Raw genomic sequence first — 17,174 nt, forward strand, 5'->3', positions numbered from 1 at the left:
GCCAAACTCTACCCATCGATAGCTGTCGATCGACACCGGCAAGAATTATTTTTATTTACAGTGGCTTACGTCGTACAATAGCGTAAATTCGGCGGCGTTCGAGTGGGCCTGAATCATTCCCACTCGATCGTGCCGGGCGGCTTGCTGGTATAGTCGTAGGTCACGCGGTTGATGCCCTTCACCTCATTGACGATCCGCGTGGCCACGCGGGGCAGGAAGTCGCCGGGGAATTGGAATGCCTCGGCGGTCATGCCGTCGGTCGAGGTGACCGCGCGCAGCGCCAGCACATTGTCATAGGTGCGCCCGTCGCCCATCACGCCGACGCTGCGCACGGGCAGCAGCACCGCGAACGCCTGCCAGATCGTGTCGTACAGCCCCGCCGCGCGGATTTCCTCGAGATAAATCGCATCGGCCTTGCGCAGGATGTCGCAGCGTTCCTTGGTCACTTCGCCCGGAATGCGAATCGCGAGGCCAGGTCCGGGGAACGGGTGGCGCCCGACAAACGCCTCGGTCAGCCCGAGTTCGCGGCCCAGCGCGCGGACTTCGTCCTTGAACAGCTCGCGCAGCGGCTCGACCAACTGCATGTTCATCCGCGCGGGCAGGCCGCCGACATTGTGGTGGCTCTTGATCGTCACCGACGGGCCGCCGGTGAAGCTGACGCTTTCGATCACGTCGGGGTAGAGCGTGCCCTGTGCGAGGAAATCCGCCCCGCCCACCTTCTTGGCCTCGGCCTCGAAGATGTCGATGAACGCCGCGCCGATGAACTTGCGCTTGGCCTCGGGATCGGTGACGCCCGCCAGCCCTTCGAGGAAGGTCGCTTCGGCATCCACATGCACCAGCGGGATGTTGTAATGGTTGCGGAACAGCGAGACGACCTGCTCGGCCTCGCCGCTTCGCATCAGGCCGTGGTCGACGAACACGCAGGTGAGCTGATCGCCAATCGCCTCATGGATCAACACCGCGGCGACCGCACTGTCGACACCGCCGGACAGGCCGCAAATCACGCGCCCCTTGCCGACTTGCGCGCGGATCTCGGCGATCTTGGCGGCGCGGAACTCGGCCATCGTCCAGTCGCCGGTCAAACCGCAGACGTGCCGCGCGAAATTGGCGATCAGCTTGGCACCGTCGGGGGTGTGCGCCACTTCCATGTGGAATTGCGTGGCGTAATAGTGGCGCGCTTCGTCGGCGACCACCGCAATCGGCGAACCGGGGCTGACCGCGACCGGGCGGAAGCCGGGGGCAAGCGCGGTCACCTTGTCGCCATGGCTCATCCACACCGTATGTTTTTCGCCCGGCTGCCACACGCCGTCGAACAGCGCGCAATGGTCGGTCACCTCGATCACCGCATGGCCGAATTCGCCACTTTCGCCGAGCGTTACGGTACCGCCCAATTGGTGCATCAGCACTTGCTGACCATAGCAAATGCCCATGATCGGTATGCCGCTATCGAGAATCGCCTGCGGGATGCGCGGCGATCCGTCCTCCAGAACCGAGGCCGGGCTGCCCGACAGGATCACGCCCTTGGGGTTCATCCGGGCAAAGGCCGCATCGGCGGTGGTGAACGGGGCGATCTCGCTGTAGACGCCAGCCTCCCGCACGCGCCGTGCGATCAATTGCGTTACCTGGCTGCCGAAATCGACGATGAGGATGGAGTCGGTCTGATGGGTCATGCGGCCAGATAGCAGATACGCGCTGTGGGGGAAGAGCTTTGGGGGCCATATGAACGACAAGCGGGATATGAAAGCGGTCGCGCGCGCTGGCTTCGAGCCCATGGTGGAGGCGGCGGGGAGAGATGGCCGCAAACTGGCGGGGCTCGCCGGGCTCGCATCGAAGATCGGACTGCGCGGCCGGGTCTATCCGCTGGCGACCGAAGCGCGCGCGCTGGCCCCCGATGACGGCGAGGTCGCGGCACGCACCCAACAATTGATCGGGCAAAGCGTGCCGCGCTGGCATTTCAATATGCTGCGCGACGAACCGCGCAACGCCGCATTCGACGCCGCGATCCGGCGCGCGGTGACGCCGGGCACGCATGTGCTCGACATTGGCGCGGGCAGCGGCCTGCTGTCGATGATGGCGGCGCGCGCCGGGGCGGGCCGCGTGGTCGCATGCGAGGAAAACCCGGCGATCGCCGATTCCGCGAGGCGCATCGTCGCCGCCAATGGCTATGCCGACCGCATCCGCGTCGTCACCGGCAATTCGACCGAGCTCGAACTCGAATCGGATCTCGAAGGCCATGCCGATGTGATCGTATCCGAAATCGTCTCGAACAATTTGCTGGCCGAGGGCGTGCTGACCACGCTGGCCGACGCGGCATCACGGCTGCTGGCACCCGGCGGGCAGATGATCCCGATGGGGGGCGCGGTGATGGTTGCGCTGGCCAATTGGGGTGCCGCTACGAGGACGCACATGGCAGAGGTCGCCGGGTTCGATCTCGACGGCTTCAACGCGCTGGCGCAGGTGCCGCGCAATGTCGCGGTCAGCGACGCGACGCTCACGCTGCACAGCACGCCTGCGGCGTTGCTGTCGTTCGACTTCACCGGCAAGGCCGCGCGCGAACCGCATCGCGGGGCGGCGACGCTCGTCAGCGACGGCACGCCCGTCAGCGGGATCGTGCAGTGGATCCGGCTCGATCTGGATGCCGAAGCCAGCTATGAAAACCGCCCCGGCCCCGACGCCAAGTCGCATTGGGGCGCGCAATTCTATCCGTTCGACGCGCCGCTTGATCTTGCAGCCGGGACCGAGTTGCGCGTCGTCGGGGTGCATGACGGGCACCAATTATTGGTATGGCGCGAGGATATGGTGCCCGAGGTCTGAGCTGCCGTCGTCGTAACGCTTCCTCTCGCTGCTGGGCCCCGGCCTCCGCCGGGGAAGCAAGGAGATAGCGCCGCTTCACTCCACCGGCTTGACCGTGAGCCCCGTCCACTTCGCCGCAAACGCCCAGGCGTCGGCGGTTTCGGCGATCACCTTGTCGGTCGGCTTGCCCGACCCATGGCCCGCGCGCGTTTCGATCCGCACGAGGCGCGGCTTGGGGCCCAGGTCGAGCGACTGCAGCATCGCGGTATATTTGAAGGTATGCCCCGGCACGACGCGATCGTCGGTGTCGGCGGTCTCGGCCAGGATCGCCGGGTACACCTTGCCCGCGCGGATATTGTGATAGGGCGAATAGGCGTAGAGCGTCTTGAAATCGGCTTCCTTCGAGGGATAGCCATAGTCATCGACCCAATAGCGCCCAGCGGTGAAGCGGTCGAAGCGCAGCATGTCCATCACGCCCACTGCGGGCAGCGCCGCCGCGAACAGGTCCGGCCGCTGATTGGTCACCGCGCCCACCAGCAACCCGCCATTCGACCCGCCCTGAATAACGAGCTGGTCCTTGCCGGTCACCCCTTGTGCCTTCAGATATTCCCCTGCGGCGATGAAATCGTCGAACACATTCTGCTTGTTGGCCAACCGGCCGCCATCGTGCCACGCCTTGCCATATTCGCCGCCGCCACGAATGTTGGCGACCGCCAGCACCCCGCCCTGCTCCAGCCACGCCAACCGCGTTGCCGAGAAGGCCGGCGTCACCGAGATGTTGAAACCGCCATAGGCATAAAGCAGCGTCGGTGCCGGGCCGGAGACATCCTTGCGACGAACGATGAACATCGGCACCTGCGTGCCGTCCTTGGAGGCGTAGAAACGCTGCTCGACGGTGTAGCGCGCAGGATCGAACGCCACCTTCGGCGCGGCCCAGGGCGTCGCCTGCCCGGTCTTCACGTCATAGCGATAGATCGTCGTCGGCGTGGCGAAGCTGGTGAAGGCGAAGAAGGTCTCAGGATCGCCCTCCTCGCCGCCAAAGCCCCCGGCCGCGCCGATGCCGGGCAGCGGCACCACGCCATCGGGCTTGCCGTCCAGCGTATAGCGGCGGATCTCGCTCTTCACATCGGCGAGGTACGAGACCAAGAGCTTGCCGCCGACCAGCGAGGCCCCGTCGAGCACATCCTTGCCCTGCGCGACCAGTTCCTGCTCGGGCACCTCAGCCGAGCGCGCATAGAGATTGGTCGCGACGATCCGGCCGCGCGGCGCATTCTTGTTGGTCACCCAATAGAAATTCCCGCCGACATTGCCCGCCAGACTCCACTCATAGTCCAGCCCCTTGAAGATCGTGCGCGGGACGGGCTTGGGCGCGGTCAGGTCGATCACGGTGATCTGATAGCGGTTGTCGGTGCCTTCATGCGTGGTGATGACCAGCCATTTGCCATCGTCGGTCACTTGCGCGGTGTGGCCGAGCTTGGGGCTCTCGGGCGTGGCGTAGATCAGCGGGTCTGCCGCCTGCGCGGTGCCGAGCTTGTGGAAATAGATTTGCTGGTTCTCGTTCAGCGCCTGGAACTTGGCCCCGGCGGCGGGCGCTGCAAAGCGCGAATAATAGAAGCCCGAGCCATCCTTAGCCCAGGCCAGGCCAGAGAATTTCACCCACTCGATCGTGTCCGACACCGCACCCGTCGCCACGTCGAGCACCTTGACCGTGCGCCAGTCGGTGCCGCCGTCCTGCACCGCATAAGCGAGCTTCTTGCCGTCCTCCGACGGGCTCCATTCGGCAAGCGCGGTCGCGCCGTCCTTGGACCAGCCATTGGGGTCGATCAGCACCCGCCCCGCGCCGTCGGCGCTGTCGCGCACATATAGCACCGCCTGGTTCTGCAGGCCGCTATTGTGCGTGTAGAAATAATGGCCGCCCTTCTTCACCGGCACGCCGAAACGCTCATAATCGAGCAACGTCTTCAACCGCGCTGCAAAGATGTCGCGGCCGGGCAGTGTCGCCAGATAGGCGTTGGTGAGCGCATTCTCGTCCGCCACCCATTTGGCGACCTCGGCATCGGTGCGCACATCGTTTTCGAGCCAACGATACGGATCGGCGACCTTTACGCCGAACTGTTCGTCGACCTGGGTCACGCGGCGGGTTTCGGGATAGTGCATGCTTTGGGCCTGTAGTTGCGCGGGAGCCGCGAGAACGAGAGCAATCAGCGGCAGGGTCAAGCGCATGTAGGGCTCCAAAACGAAAAAAGGAGCCACACTCTACCGAGTGCGGCTCCTTTCTCAATGTCTTGATCGCTTTACCGCCACATCCGCGTCGTGGCAAAGCCACGCCGTCGAACGGCGCTTTATGCGCCGTCGGCCGGACGAGGCGGAAAGCGGTACTTAGCTACGCTAAGCTCACGCCGCCTCGTCATACTCACCGTCATTCAGCACCGGGCCCGAATCCTGGCCCTTGGCGCTGACGTCGCGGTCGACGAATTCGATGATCGCCATCGGCGATGCGTCCGACAGGCGGATGCCGGCCTTGATGATGCGGGTGTAGCCGCCGTTACGATCGGCATAGCGCGTCGCCAGAACGTCGAACAGCTTGACCAACTGCGCATCGTCGAGCAGCCGCGCGTGCGCCAGGCGACGGTTGGACAGGCCACCCTTCTTCGCCAGCGTGATCAGCTTCTCGACGTAAGGACGCAGTTCCTTCGCCTTGGCGACGGTGGTGGTGATCTGCTCGTGCTTGATGAGGGCAGCGGACATGTTGCGGAACAACGCGATGCGATGTGCCGAGGTACGCTGCAGTTTACGACCGCCTACGCGATGACGCATGGTATTTTCCTTCGTTCGTTATGGGGCCGTGTGAGGTACCCCAGACCTGGTGGCGACGGTCGACCACCCAATGTTTCCGTCGCCCCGGCGGAGGCCGGGGCCGTTAGCTATGGGGCACTTGCTCCGCAAAATTGCGGAGCAGCCCCGGCTTTCGCCGGGGCGACGTGCCTTAGCCCATAATCTCTTGTTCAAGCTTCTTGGCCATCTCTTCGATGTTCTCAGGCGGCCAGCCGGGGATTTCCATGCCCAGTCGCAGCCCCATCGAGGAGAGCACTTCCTTGATCTCGTTGAGCGACTTGCGGCCGAAGTTCGGCGTGCGCAGCATCTCGGCTTCGGTCTTCTGGACCAGATCGCCGATATAGATGATGTTGTCGTTCTTGAGGCAATTGGCCGAGCGCACCGACAGTTCGAGCTCGTCGACCTTCTTGAGCAGGTACCGGTTGATCTGCTGCGTGTCGCCAGCGACTTCGCCACCGGTTGCCGCCGGAGCAGCATGACCGATCGGCGCAGCGCGCGTGACCGACGAATCGTCGAAATGCACGAACAAAGCGAGCTGGTCCTGCAGAATGCGACCGGCATAGCCGACGGCGTCCTCAGGGCTGATCGTGCCGTCGGTCTCAACCGTCAGCGTCAGCTTGTCATAATCGAGTTCCTGCCCAACGCGGGTGTTCTCGACCTTGTAGCTGACCTGCTTGACCGGCGAATACAGCGCATCGACCGGGATCAGGCCGATCGGCGCATCGGCCGGACGGTTGGCCACGGCCGCGACATAGCCCTTACCGACATCGGCGGTCAGTTCCATGTTCAGCGTCGCGCCATCGTCGAGGTGGCACAGCACCAGCGCCGGGTTCATCACTTCGATGTCGCCCGAAACCGCAATGTCGCCGGCCTTGACCGGGCCAGGGCCGGTTGCCGAAAGCTGGAGACGCTTCGGCCCTTCTCCCTGCATGCGCAGCGCGATTTGCTTCACGTTCAGCACGATGTCGGTCACGTCCTCGCGAACGCCCGCGAGCGAGGAGAATTCATGCAGAACGTTCTCGATCTTGATCGAGGTCACGGCGGCACCCTGCAGCGAGGACAGCAGCACGCGACGCAGCGCGTTGCCCAGCGTCAGGCCAAAGCCACGCTCCAGCGGTTCGGCGATGAAGGTCGCCTTGCGCTTGCCGTCTCCGCCGGGCTTCTTTTCGAGGCCGGACGGCTTCTTCAATTCCTGCCAGTTCTTTGCATTGACGGACATAGGCTATCCCTTGGTTTTGGGCCGGAATGGGGCAATCCCGGCCATATATGAATCGAACCGTGCAGCGCGATCAACCGCGCACGGTCGAGACGAAGTCAGACGCGACGACGCTTGGACGGGCGAACGCCGTTGTGCGGGATCGAGGTCACGTCACGGATCGAAGTGATCTGGAAGCCGACCGCTTGCAGCGCGCGCAGCGCCGACTCACGGCCCGAACCGGGGCCCTTCACTTCGACTTCGAGCGTGCGGACGCCATGTTCGGCGGCCTTCTTGCCGGCGTCTTCCGCTGCGACCTGCGCGGCGTACGGAGTCGACTTGCGCGAGCCCTTAAAGCCCATTGCGCCAGCCGACGACCACGAGATCGCGTTGCCCTGGGCATCGGTGATCGTGATCATGGTGTTGTTGAAACTTGCGTTCACATGGGCGACGCCCGAGGTGATGTTCTTGCGTTCGCGGCGCTTAATGCGCTGTGGTTCACGTGCCATTGTCTGTCCCTAATCCTTCGTCGAGGAGCGAGCCGCGGTCACCCGCGGCTCAAGCTCACTTCTTCTTACCGGCGATCGGCTTGGCCTTGCCCTTGCGAGTGCGCGCATTGGTATGCGTGCGCTGGCCACGAACCGGCAGCCCCTTGCGATGACGCAGGCCGCGATAGCAGGCCAGATCCATCAGGCGCTTGATGTTCATCGCAACCTGGCGACGAAGATCACCCTCGACGGTATAGTCGGCGTCGATGGTTTCGCGAATGTGGAGGACTTCCTGGTCGGTCAGGTCCTGCACGCGCGCGGTCATCGGGATGCCGAGCTTGTTGACGATTTCCTTGGCCTTGGTGTCGCCAATGCCGTGAATGTAGGTGAGCGCAATAACAACGCGCTTGTTGGTCGGGATGTTGACCCCGGCGATACGTGCCATGAACTTGTTCTCCTGCTCCACAGGGTGCGCATGGCTGCGGACCCCATCTCATCGCGTTGCCTACCGTAACGCACGACACCGGCGAGCGCAAACATGCGCCGCCGGAGACCGGTGTTTCGGAATAGCGGTGCGTTAAGACCCGACTCACCCGCTGTCAAGCGCCCGATCGCGATCACGCCGTCAGCGGGATGACGATCGCCACGATCAGGCCGGGCGCATGATCCCCCAGCTCCAGACGCCCGCCATGCAGCCGGGCGACCGCTTCGACCAGCGCCATGCCGAGCCCCGCCCCCGGCACACTGCGCGCGACATCCAGCCGCCCGAACCGACGCAGCGCCTGCGCACGGTCAGCCTCGGCAATGCCCGGGCCGCGATCGGCAACCTGAAAGCGCGCTTCGTCCGGACCGATCACCAGCCCGAGCCGGATCTCCCCACCCTGTGCCGCATGGCGCAGTGCATTGTCGATCAGATTGGCGATCGCCTGCGTCATCAACTCGCGGTGCAGCACGACGTGCGGCGGGTACGCGTCGATCGCAATCTCGAACCGCATCCCGGAATCCTCGATCACCGGTCCGTAAAGCTCGGCAATCTCCTCCATCAACGCCGCCGGGTCGATCGGTGCCAGACGGTCGCGCGGGACCGATTCGGCGCGCGTGATTTCGATCATCGTCGACAGCATCCGCATCACCAGATCGGTCTCGATCAGCAGCCCGCCCATCGCCGCCTCGCGCTGCGCCGGGTCGGCCTGCAGCACCGCCACCTCGGCCTTGGCGCGCAGCCGGGCAAGCGGAGAGCGCAAATCGTGCGCCAAACCGTCTGTAACGATCCGCAATTCCGTCATCAGCCGCTCGGTCTTGTCGAGCATGGCGTTGAGCCGCGACGCCAGTCGGTCAAACGCGTCGCCACCCCCCGGATGCCCGGCCGCCGGATTGACCACGCGGCGCGACAGGTCACCGCTCGCAACCCCTTCGATCACATCGGCAACCCGGTCGAGCCGCCGCCCGACATAGCGCGTCACAATCAACCCGCCCCCAATGCCCAGCGCCAGCGACAGCAGCATCGCCGCAGCAAGCGCGCGTTCGATCCCCTGTTGCTCCTGCTCCCAATCGTCGAGCAAGCGCCCGCTGACCAATCGGTACGGGCCGACCTCGCGCACCGCATACCCCGCCTCGCGCTCCAGCCACGGGCTCGAATCCCCCATGCGTCCGATGCGGAAGATGGTGGGTGCAGGTGCCCCGCTGCCGACGATCGCCGGGCCGATGCCAGCAACGCGTCGCCCATCGGCAGCGATGACCGCGACGATGCGCGAACGATCCCCGTTTGCGCGTCCCTCGTCGATCGTCCGCGCTAGCGCAGGGAGCCCGCCAGCGCGATAAATTGCCACCAGCCCCTCCGATTCCTCGACGGTATCGCGGCGCAACTCGTCGATCGCCTGATCGCGCACAAGCTTCCACACGAACGCGACCAGCGCGACATTGGAGGTGAGCCCCAGCAGAATTGCCAGCAGCGCGATCCGCGCGGTTACCGACAGGCGGGACGAGAAGGAAATGGCTATGGCTCGACCGACAACCGATACCCGGCCCCACGCACCGTGTGCAGGATCGGCGCGGCGAAGCCCTCCTCAAGTTTGCGGCGCAACCGCCCGATATGGACGTCGACCACGTTCGATCCCGGATCGAAATGATAATTCCAGATCTTCTCCAGCATCATCGTGCGCGTGACGACTTGTCCGGCATGGCGTGCGAGATATTCGAGCAGGTTGAATTCGCGCGCGCCGAGTTGAATGGGCCGCCCCGCCCGGGCGACCGTGCGCCCGAGCAAATCGATTTCCAGATCCCCGACCGACAAGCGCGTCGCCTGCCCCTCCCCCACGCCACGATCGACGCGGCGGAAGATCGCATCGATGCGTGCGGTCAGCTCGGCGAAGGAAAACGGCTTCACCAGATAATCATCGGCACCGGCATTCAATCCGTCGATCCGGTCGTCGACTGTGCCCAGCGCCGAGAGGATCAAGGTCGGCGTGCGTACCCCGGCCGCGCGAATCGCGCCGAGCATTGCAATGCCGTTCAGCCCCGGCAGCATGCGGTCGGCGATGATGAGATCGAAAATGCCCTCGCTCGCCAGAAACAAGCCGTCGCGCCCATCCAAGCAGGATTCTACCGCAAAGCCCGCCTCGCTCAAGCCCTTGGCGAGATAGGCGGAAGTGGAGCTATCGTCCTCGACGATCAGGATCTTGCGGGTCACAGGCGGCATTCCGGGCGGTTTCCTCGTGCCTAGAATGAAATGAGGCCGACGGAAAGCATGCCTTCCGCCGGCCAACGACACTCCCGGGAGTGCGAGTGTCGATCTCGTGAATACATTTCCGGCCAGCGTGCATGGCCTGGTCCCTTCATGCGCCGATCGCGCATCCAACGGGATGACACTGAGGTGACGAAAATGTCATTCGGCCGAGAAACGCCTCACACACCGCCGGCGTGCGCCCGCATTGTCTTTTGTGCCAAACGGTCAGCGCGCGTCGAGGATCGCCTCGATCGCACGCGTCACGTCGCCAATGTCGCCCATGCCATCCACCCGCGCGAGCAGCCCGCGCGCCTGGTAGATAGGGATGATCGGCTCGGTCTTGGCGCGATATTCGGCCATGCGCGTGCGCACGGTTTCCTCATTGTCGTCGGGACGGCGCTTGAACTCATGCCCGCCGCACACGTCGCAGGTCCCGGCGACCTTGGGCTGCTTGAAGCTGTCATGATAGCCCGCGCCACAGCTGGCACAGGTATAGCGACCGACGATGCGCGCGACGAGCGCATCCTCATTCACGTCGAGTTCGATCACGGTGTCGAGCTTGCGGCCGTGCCGGGCAAGGATCGCATCGAGCGATTCGACCTGGGCCGCAGTCCGCGGATATCCGTCGAAAATCGTACCTTGCTCGGGCGAGAGCGTGCCCAGCTTGTCATCGATCAACGCGGAGACGATCTCGTCGGAGACGAGCGCGCCCGAATCCATAACCGCCGCAACTTGATGGCCGAGTGGCGTGTCCGCCTTGCGGGCGGCGCGCAGCATGTCGCCGGTCGAAAGCTGGATCATACCGCGATCCGCTTCCAAATGGCTCGCCTGCGTGCCCTTACCGGCTCCGGGCGGCCCCAACAGGATGATGTTCAATACGCTCTCCCCAATCGCCGTGGCGACTCGCGTTCCGCTTTTAGCGGAGACGCCCGCCCTTCAGCTTCGCCTTCTTGATCAGATCGCCATATTGATGCGCAAGCAAATGGCTCTGAATCTGCGTCACCGTATCCATTGTTACGTTGACCACGATCAGCAAGCTAGTGCCACCAAGGTAGAACGGGATCGACAGCGCCGACACCAGATATTCCGGCAACAGGCAGATGATCGCCAGATACCCGGCACCGATGACGGTGATGCGGGTCAGCACATAATCGAAATAGGCCTCGGTGTTCTTGCCCGGGCGGATGCCGGGGATGAAGCCGCCATAGCGCTTGAGATTGTCGGCGGTCTCTTCCGGGTTGAACACCACGGCGGTGTAGAAGAACGAGAAGAACACGATGCCAGCACCGTAGAGCAGCATGTACACCAGCGACCCGTGCTGCAGATATTGGTTGAGCGTGATGACGACGTCACCCCACCAGGTTTCCTTGCCGCCCGCAGGCTGCTTGCCGGCAAGCTGCATCACGGTCAGCGGCATCAGCAACAGCGACGACGCGAAAATCGGCGGGATGACGCCGGCGGTGTTGATCTTCAGCGGCAAATGGCTGCGATCGGCCTGCATGCCGCGCTGCGTCTGGCGCTTGGGATATTGGATCAGGATGCGGCGCTGCGCGCGTTCCATGAAGCAGATGAACAGGATCAGGCCCGCCACCGCGACAATGATGCCGAGGATCTTGAACCCGTCGAGGTTGCCCGCGCGGCCACCCTCAGCCAGCGTGTAGAGCGTCGTCGGCAAGTTCGCGACGATACCCGCCATGATGATCAGCGACATGCCGTTGCCGATGCCGCGGCTGGTGATCTGCTCACCGATCCACATCAGGAACATCGTGCCGCCAACCAGGCTGACGATCGACCCGGCGATGAACATCGGCCCCGGATTCACAACGACACCCTGGCTCTCAAAGCCAAGCGTCAGGAAATAGCCCTGGATGATCGTCAGCGCGACGGTGCCGTAGCGCGTATATTGGTTGAGCCGCTTGCGCCCGCTCTCGCCTTCCTTCTTGATGGCGGCGAGCGTCGGCGACAGCGAGGTCGCGAGCTGCACCACGATCGAGGCCGTGATGTAGGGCGTAACACCCAGAGCGATCAGACTGGCGCGCTTGAGCGAGCCGCCCGAGAAAGCGTTGAAGAAATCGAGCACGCCACCGCTGGTGCGGCTGGCCAGTTCGGTCAGCGCGGTCGGATCGATCCCCGGCAGCGGCACGTAGCTGAGCAGGCGGAACACGATCAGCGCGCCGATGGTAAACCACAGCCGCTTCTTGAGGTCGGTCGCCTGTGCGAATTTCGACAGGCTGATGCTGGAAGCCATCTGGTCGGCTGCGGATGCCATGTGCGTCTATCGTCCTGGATGCAGTAGCGGCGGAAACAAAAGCGGCGGGAAACGTGTTACCGCCCCGCCGCTCATATAGGGGCCCAAGCGGGCTTGTCTAATGGGTTGCGCGAAGAGATCGCGCCGACCTGCCCCTATCCGTTCGTTTCGAGCGTAGTCGAGAAACCCCGCGCAGCGCTTGATACCTGTTTCTCGACTTCGCTCGAAACGAACGGAGCGAGCGACAGAGCGCGTCTAGAAGCCGGGATCGCTTAAACGATTTGTCCCGAACAGCGGGGTCGCCGTTCGGGACAAAGAGTATCAGATCGTCCGGCTTACGCCTTGAACGATTCCTTGTGCGCCTTGCGCTCGCGATACTTGACGCCCTTCTTGGCGGCAGCCTTTTCCGCGGCAGGAACGACGTGAATGACGTCGACCGAACCACCGGCCTTTTCGACCGCTTCGATCGCGCCCTTGGATGCGCCGGCAACGGTGAACGACAGCTTGGTGGTCAGTTCGCCCTTGCCGAGCAGACGGACGCCGTCCTTGCCACCGCGCGCGAGGCCAGCAGCCTTCAGCGCGTCATGGTCGAGCGTCGCGCCGGCTTCAATCTTGCCTGCGTCAACCGCGACCTGAATCGCGCCGAGGTTCACTTCGGCATAATCCTTGGCGAAGATGTTGTTGAAGCCACGCTTCGGCAGACGCATGTGGAGCGGCATCTGGCCGCCTTCGAAGCCGGCGATGGAAACGCCCTCGCGGCTCTTCTGGCCCTTTTGGCCACGGCCTGCGGTCTTGCCCTTGCCGGAACCGATACCACGGCCGACGCGCATTTTCGACTTACGCGCACCGGCGTTGTCACGGATATCATTGAGTTTCATGTGTGCACTCGCTTTCGCTTTTGACGCGCTGGATAAATGAGGAAGGGGGCCGTTAGCCCCCTACCCCGGATTTGTCTACTTCTTCTCCCTCTCCCCTGTGGGGAGAGGGCCGGGGAGAGGGGCTGTAACGGGCGACACGCTTTGTGTTGCCCTGCCCTCTCCCGACCTCCCCCGGCATTCGCCGGGGTCGGCCACCCTCTCCCGCACGCGGGAGAGGGAGATTAGCTTACGCCTCGATCTTCACCATGTGCGCGACCTTGCGGATCATGCCACGAACTTCGGGCGTGTCCTGCAGCTCGCGCGTGCGGTGCATCTTGTTGAGGCCGAGACCGATCAGCGTTGCGCGCTGGTCCTTCTCGCGGCGGATCGGCGAACCGGTCTGCGTGATCTTGATGGTTGCCATGGGTCTTTACTCCACGATCGCTTCGGCTTCAGCCTGGGGTGCTTCCGCACCACCACGGCCGAGCAGATCGGCGATCTTCTTGCCACGACGCTGCGCAACCGACTTCGGGCTCACCTGGCTGGTCAGCGCCTCGAAGGTCGCACGGATCATGTTGTACGGGTTGGACGTACCGACCGACTTGGTCACCACGTCGGCAACGCCGAGCGATTCGAACACGGCGCGCATCGGGCCACCGGCGATGATGCCCGTTCCCTGCGGAGCCGAGCGCAGCGTGACGAGACCGGCACCGAAGTGACCGTTACCGTCATGATGCAGCGTGCGGCCTTCCTTCAGCGGAACGCGGACCATTGCCTTCTTGGCAGCAGCCGTCGCCTTGGAAATGGCTTCCGGCACTTCGCGTGCCTTGCCATGACCGAAGCCGACACGGCCCTTGCCGTCGCCCACGACGACCAAAGCCGCGAAGCCGAAGCGCTTACCGCCCTTGACCGTCTTCGAGACGCGGTTGATGTGAACCAGCTTCTCGATCAGCTCTTCGCCGCCATCATCGGCACCGGGGCCGCCACGACCGCGATTGTCGCGACCGCCACGGTTGTCACGGCCGCCACGATTCTGGCCACCGCCGCCAGGGCCACCGCGACCACGACCGCCACGGGGACCGCGGGCGTCGGGAGCGGCTGCGCCTTCGGGAGCTGCCGTAGCTTCGGTTGGAATGTTGTCGTCAGCCATAATTAGAACTCCAATCCGGCTTCACGCGCGGCAGTCGCCAACGCCTTGACGCGACCGTGGAACAGGAAGCCACCGCGATCGAACACGACCTGCGTGACGCCAGCAGCCTTGCAAGCCTCGGCGATGCGGGTGCCGACAGCCGTCGCTGCGTCGATGTTGGCGCCGGACGTGTCGCGCACGTCCTTTTCCAGCGTCGAAGCAGCTGCGATCGTCACGCCCTGCGCGTCGTCGATGATCTGCGCATAGATGTGGCGGCCCGAGCGATGGATCGACAGCCGCGGACGGCCCGATCCACGCGCGCGGAGCGCGGTGCGGTTGCGGCGGCGCCGCTTCTCGAAGAGAGACATACCCTTGGTCGACATTACTTCTTCTTCCCTTCCTTGCGGAAGATGAACTCGCCGTCGTACTTGATGCCCTTGCCCTTATACGGCTCGGGCTTGCGCCAGCGACGGATTTCAGCGGCCAGCTGGCCGACCTTCTGCTTGTCGGAACCCGAAATCTCGACCGTCGTGTTGTCCGGGGTCTTGACTTCGATCCCTTCCGGCACGTCAATGTTGACGTCGTGGCTGTAGCCGAGCTTGAGGTTCAGCGTCTTGCCCTGAACCGCAGCGCGGTAGCCCACGCCGTTGATCAGCAGCTTCTTGGTGAAGCCGTCCGACACGCCGGTGATGAGGTTCTGCACCAGCGTACGCTGCATGCCCCAGAACGCGCGAGCACGCTTGGTCTCATTCGCCGGGTTGACGGCGATGCCGCCATCTTCAAGCACATAGCTGATCTCTTCGCGCAGCGGCATGGCGAGGGTGCCCTTGGGGCCCTTCACGCTGAGCTGCTGGCCTTCGATCGTCGCGGTCACGCCGCTCGGGATCGTGACCGGCTTTTTACCGATGCGGCTCATCAGAACACCTCCGCGAGGACTTCGCCGCCGACATTCTGTTCGCGCGCTTCGGCGTCGGACAGAACGCCGCGAGGCGTGGAGACGATCGTGATGCCAAGGCCATTCATGACCCGCGGCAGTTCGGTCGAAGCCGAATAGACGCGACGGCCAGGCTTGGACACGCGCGCGACGTGCTTGATAGCGGGCTGGCCCTCGAAATACTTCAGCTCGATGCGGATGCCGGCCGCAGGGCCCATCTGCTCTTCGGTGTAGCCACGGATATAGCCCTCGCGCTGGAGCACGTCGAGCACGCGGGCCCGCAGCTTGGAGCCCGGCGTCAGGACGGAGTCCTTGCGCGCGCGCTGGCCGTTGCGGATGCGGGTGAGCATATCACCCAGGGGATCGGTCAATGCCATCTGTTGATCCTTACCAGCTCGACTTCGTAACGCCCGGGATCAGGCCCTTGTTGGCCAGATCGCGCAGCTGAATACGGCAGAGGCGGAACTTGCGATAATATGCGCGCGGACGACCGGTCAGCTCGCAGCGGTTGCGGATGCGCGTCGGGTTGCCGTTGCGGGGGATCTCGGCCATCTTGAGACGGGCCTCGATCCGCTCGCCGTCGCTGAGCGACGTGTCGGCAGCGATCGCCTTCAGCGCCGCGTACTTGGGCGCATACTTCTTGACCAGCATCTTGCGACGCTCGTTCTTGTTGACAGAACTTACCTTCGCCATCTTATGCCGCCTTCTTTTCGGTGTCAGCGTCTTCGATCGGGAACGGGAAACCGAACAAACGGAGCAGCTCGCGCGCTTCCTCGTCGGTCTTCGCCGTGGTTGCCACGATCACGTCCAGGCCGCGGATCTTGTCGATCCGGTCATAGCTGATTTCCGGGAACACCAGCTGCTCCTTCAGGCCGCAGGCATAGTTGCCGCGTCCGTCGAACGACTTGGGGTTGAGCCCACGGAAATCGCGAACGCGGGGAAGCGCGATCGTGATGAAACGGTCCAGGAATTCGTACATGCGCTCACGGCGAAGGGTAACCTTCACGCCGATCGGCATGCCTTCGCGCAGCTTGAACTGTGCGATCGACTTCTTCGCCTTGGTCACGACGGGCTTCTGCCCTGCGATCAATTCCATTTCGCCAAAGGCCTGGTCGACCTTCTTCTTGTCCTGCGTGGCTTCGCCAACGCCCATGTTCAGCACGATCTTGTCGATGCGCGGAACTTCCATGGCGTTCTTGTAGCCGAACTTCTCGGTCATCGCCTTGACGATCTTGTCGTCATAGATGCCCTTCATCCGGGGCTTGTAAGCTGCATCAGCCATCGATCTTGTCTCCGGTCTTGACCGCAACACGGACTTTCTTGCCGTCCTGGGTCTCGAAACGAACGCGCGTGGGCTTGCCGTCGGCGGTCACGTGAGCGACCTTGGAGACGTGCAGCGGCGCTTCGGCGCGCTTCAGGCCACCCTGCGGGTCACCCTGGCTCGGCTTTACGTGGCGAACGGCGACGTTGACGCCCGCAACGACGACCTTGCCGTCTTTGGGGAGTGCCATCGTGACTTCACCGGTCTTGCCCTTGTCCTTGCCGGACAGAACGATGACGCGGTCGCCCTTCTTGATCTTTGCGGTCGCCATTACAGCACCTCCGGCGCGAGACTGATGATCTTCATGTGCTTCTTGCCGCGCAGTTCGCGAACCACTGGGCCAAAGATACGGGTGCCGATCGGCTCCTCATTCTTGTTGACCAGCACAGCCGCGTTCGAATCGAAGCGGATCACCGACCCGTCGGCGCGGCGAATGTCCTTCGCCGTACGCACGATGACGGCACGGTGCACGTCGCCCTTCTTCACGCGGCCGCGCGGTGCGGCCTCCTTCACGCTGACGACGATGATGTCGCCAACGCCTGCAACACGACGCTTGGACCCGCCAAGCACCTTGATGCACATAACCCGCTTCGCGCCGCTATTGTCAGCGACCTCGAGATTGGATTGCATCTGGATCATAGATCCGCTT

The 17,174-nt window shown here is 63.8% G+C and carries 21 protein-coding genes; 1 reads left to right on the forward strand and 20 read right to left on the reverse strand.

Going from position 1 to position 17,174, the window contains the following annotated elements:
* Positions 1 to 113: 113 nt before the first annotated feature.
* Positions 114 to 1,670: a glutamine-hydrolyzing GMP synthase gene (gene guaA, locus H4W01_RS12265; protein WP_209611282.1), complete on the reverse strand. Its 1,557-nt coding sequence runs from the start codon at positions 1,668 to 1,670 to the stop codon at positions 114 to 116.
* Between the two features lie 49 nt (positions 1,671 to 1,719).
* Between guaA and H4W01_RS12270 the strand changes: the two genes are divergently transcribed.
* A complete protein-coding gene (locus tag H4W01_RS12270; RefSeq protein ID WP_209611284.1) occupies positions 1,720 to 2,814 on the forward strand; it encodes a 50S ribosomal protein L11 methyltransferase in 1,095 nt (364 codons plus the stop codon).
* A 75-nt stretch (positions 2,815 to 2,889) separates the two neighbouring features.
* Here H4W01_RS12270 and H4W01_RS12275 read toward each other — a convergent pair whose 3' ends face one another.
* The 19 genes from H4W01_RS12275 to rplN all read right to left on the reverse strand — a co-directional run bounded on the left by H4W01_RS12275 (position 2,890) and on the right by rplN (position 17,164).
* Positions 2,890 to 5,016 (reverse strand): prolyl oligopeptidase family serine peptidase, encoded by a 2,127-nt coding sequence (locus H4W01_RS12275; RefSeq protein ID WP_209611286.1) that lies wholly within the window; start codon positions 5,014 to 5,016, stop codon positions 2,890 to 2,892.
* 171 nt (positions 5,017 to 5,187) lie between these two features.
* The gene (gene rplQ, locus H4W01_RS12280) at positions 5,188 to 5,610 is read right to left on the reverse strand and encodes a 50S ribosomal protein L17 (RefSeq protein WP_010403700.1); all 423 of its coding nucleotides are present in this window, start codon (positions 5,608 to 5,610) and stop codon (positions 5,188 to 5,190) included.
* Between the two features lie 169 nt (positions 5,611 to 5,779).
* Positions 5,780 to 6,847, reverse strand: a complete 1,068-nt coding sequence (locus tag H4W01_RS12285; RefSeq protein ID WP_010403702.1) for a DNA-directed RNA polymerase subunit alpha — start codon at positions 6,845 to 6,847, stop codon at positions 5,780 to 5,782.
* Positions 6,848 to 6,942: 95 nt separating this feature from the next.
* Positions 6,943 to 7,332: a 30S ribosomal protein S11 gene (rpsK, locus tag H4W01_RS12290; RefSeq protein ID WP_010164557.1), complete on the reverse strand. Its 390-nt coding sequence runs from the start codon at positions 7,330 to 7,332 to the stop codon at positions 6,943 to 6,945.
* A 55-nt stretch (positions 7,333 to 7,387) separates the two neighbouring features.
* Complete coding sequence (gene rpsM, locus H4W01_RS12295) at positions 7,388 to 7,756, reverse strand: 30S ribosomal protein S13 (RefSeq protein ID WP_209611289.1); 369 nt, start codon at positions 7,754 to 7,756, stop codon at positions 7,388 to 7,390.
* Between the two features lie 172 nt (positions 7,757 to 7,928).
* Positions 7,929 to 9,212 carry a sensor histidine kinase gene (locus tag H4W01_RS12300; protein WP_334685257.1) on the reverse strand — a complete coding sequence of 428 codons (1,284 nt, stop codon included), beginning with the start codon at positions 9,210 to 9,212 and terminating at the stop codon, positions 7,929 to 7,931.
* A gap of 95 nt (positions 9,213 to 9,307) precedes the next feature.
* Positions 9,308 to 10,000 (reverse strand): response regulator transcription factor, encoded by a 693-nt coding sequence (locus tag H4W01_RS12305; RefSeq protein WP_334685430.1) that lies wholly within the window; start codon positions 9,998 to 10,000, stop codon positions 9,308 to 9,310.
* 261 nt (positions 10,001 to 10,261) lie between these two features.
* Entirely contained in the window at positions 10,262 to 10,912 is a 651-nt protein-coding gene (locus H4W01_RS12310) for an adenylate kinase (RefSeq protein ID WP_209611294.1), read from the reverse strand.
* A gap of 40 nt (positions 10,913 to 10,952) precedes the next feature.
* Positions 10,953 to 12,305, reverse strand: coding sequence for a preprotein translocase subunit SecY (gene secY / locus H4W01_RS12315; RefSeq protein ID WP_010403709.1), 1,353 nt, complete (start codon positions 12,303 to 12,305; stop codon positions 10,953 to 10,955).
* A 314-nt stretch (positions 12,306 to 12,619) separates the two neighbouring features.
* Entirely contained in the window at positions 12,620 to 13,162 is a 543-nt protein-coding gene (gene rplO / locus H4W01_RS12320) for a 50S ribosomal protein L15 (RefSeq protein ID WP_209611297.1), read from the reverse strand.
* A 226-nt stretch (positions 13,163 to 13,388) separates the two neighbouring features.
* On the reverse strand, positions 13,389 to 13,565 hold the full coding sequence (rpmD, locus tag H4W01_RS12325) for a 50S ribosomal protein L30 (protein ID WP_010403711.1): 177 nt from the start codon (positions 13,563 to 13,565) through the stop codon (positions 13,389 to 13,391).
* Positions 13,566 to 13,571: 6 nt separating this feature from the next.
* Positions 13,572 to 14,291 carry a 30S ribosomal protein S5 gene (gene rpsE, locus H4W01_RS12330; protein ID WP_010403712.1) on the reverse strand — a complete coding sequence of 240 codons (720 nt, stop codon included), beginning with the start codon at positions 14,289 to 14,291 and terminating at the stop codon, positions 13,572 to 13,574.
* Between the two features lie 2 nt (positions 14,292 to 14,293).
* On the reverse strand, positions 14,294 to 14,653 hold the full coding sequence (gene rplR / locus H4W01_RS12335) for a 50S ribosomal protein L18 (protein ID WP_010403713.1): 360 nt from the start codon (positions 14,651 to 14,653) through the stop codon (positions 14,294 to 14,296).
* A complete protein-coding gene (gene rplF / locus H4W01_RS12340; RefSeq protein ID WP_010403714.1) occupies positions 14,653 to 15,186 on the reverse strand; it encodes a 50S ribosomal protein L6 in 534 nt (177 codons plus the stop codon). Before rplF ends, rplR begins: the two co-directional genes overlap by 1 nt.
* Positions 15,186 to 15,581 carry a 30S ribosomal protein S8 gene (rpsH, locus tag H4W01_RS12345; RefSeq protein ID WP_033964930.1) on the reverse strand — a complete coding sequence of 132 codons (396 nt, stop codon included), beginning with the start codon at positions 15,579 to 15,581 and terminating at the stop codon, positions 15,186 to 15,188. The genes rplF and rpsH overlap by 1 nt, the downstream gene beginning before the upstream one ends.
* A 10-nt stretch (positions 15,582 to 15,591) precedes the next feature.
* On the reverse strand, positions 15,592 to 15,897 hold the full coding sequence (gene rpsN / locus H4W01_RS12350) for a 30S ribosomal protein S14 (RefSeq protein ID WP_010403717.1): 306 nt from the start codon (positions 15,895 to 15,897) through the stop codon (positions 15,592 to 15,594).
* 1 nt (position 15,898) lies between these two features.
* Positions 15,899 to 16,486: a 50S ribosomal protein L5 gene (gene rplE / locus H4W01_RS12355; protein ID WP_010403719.1), complete on the reverse strand. Its 588-nt coding sequence runs from the start codon at positions 16,484 to 16,486 to the stop codon at positions 15,899 to 15,901.
* On the reverse strand, positions 16,479 to 16,796 hold the full coding sequence (rplX, locus tag H4W01_RS12360; protein ID WP_010403721.1) for a 50S ribosomal protein L24: 318 nt from the start codon (positions 16,794 to 16,796) through the stop codon (positions 16,479 to 16,481). Before rplX ends, rplE begins: the two co-directional genes overlap by 8 nt.
* Positions 16,796 to 17,164, reverse strand: a complete 369-nt coding sequence (gene rplN / locus H4W01_RS12365; RefSeq protein WP_010403723.1) for a 50S ribosomal protein L14 — start codon at positions 17,162 to 17,164, stop codon at positions 16,796 to 16,798. Before rplN ends, rplX begins: the two co-directional genes overlap by 1 nt.
* Positions 17,165 to 17,174 lie beyond the last annotated feature (10 nt).

Origin of the sequence: Sphingomonas sp. PL20, from assembly GCF_017875905.1 — a bacterium.
In the GTDB taxonomy this organism is placed as follows: Bacteria; Pseudomonadota; Alphaproteobacteria; order Sphingomonadales; family Sphingomonadaceae; genus Sphingomonas; species Sphingomonas echinoides.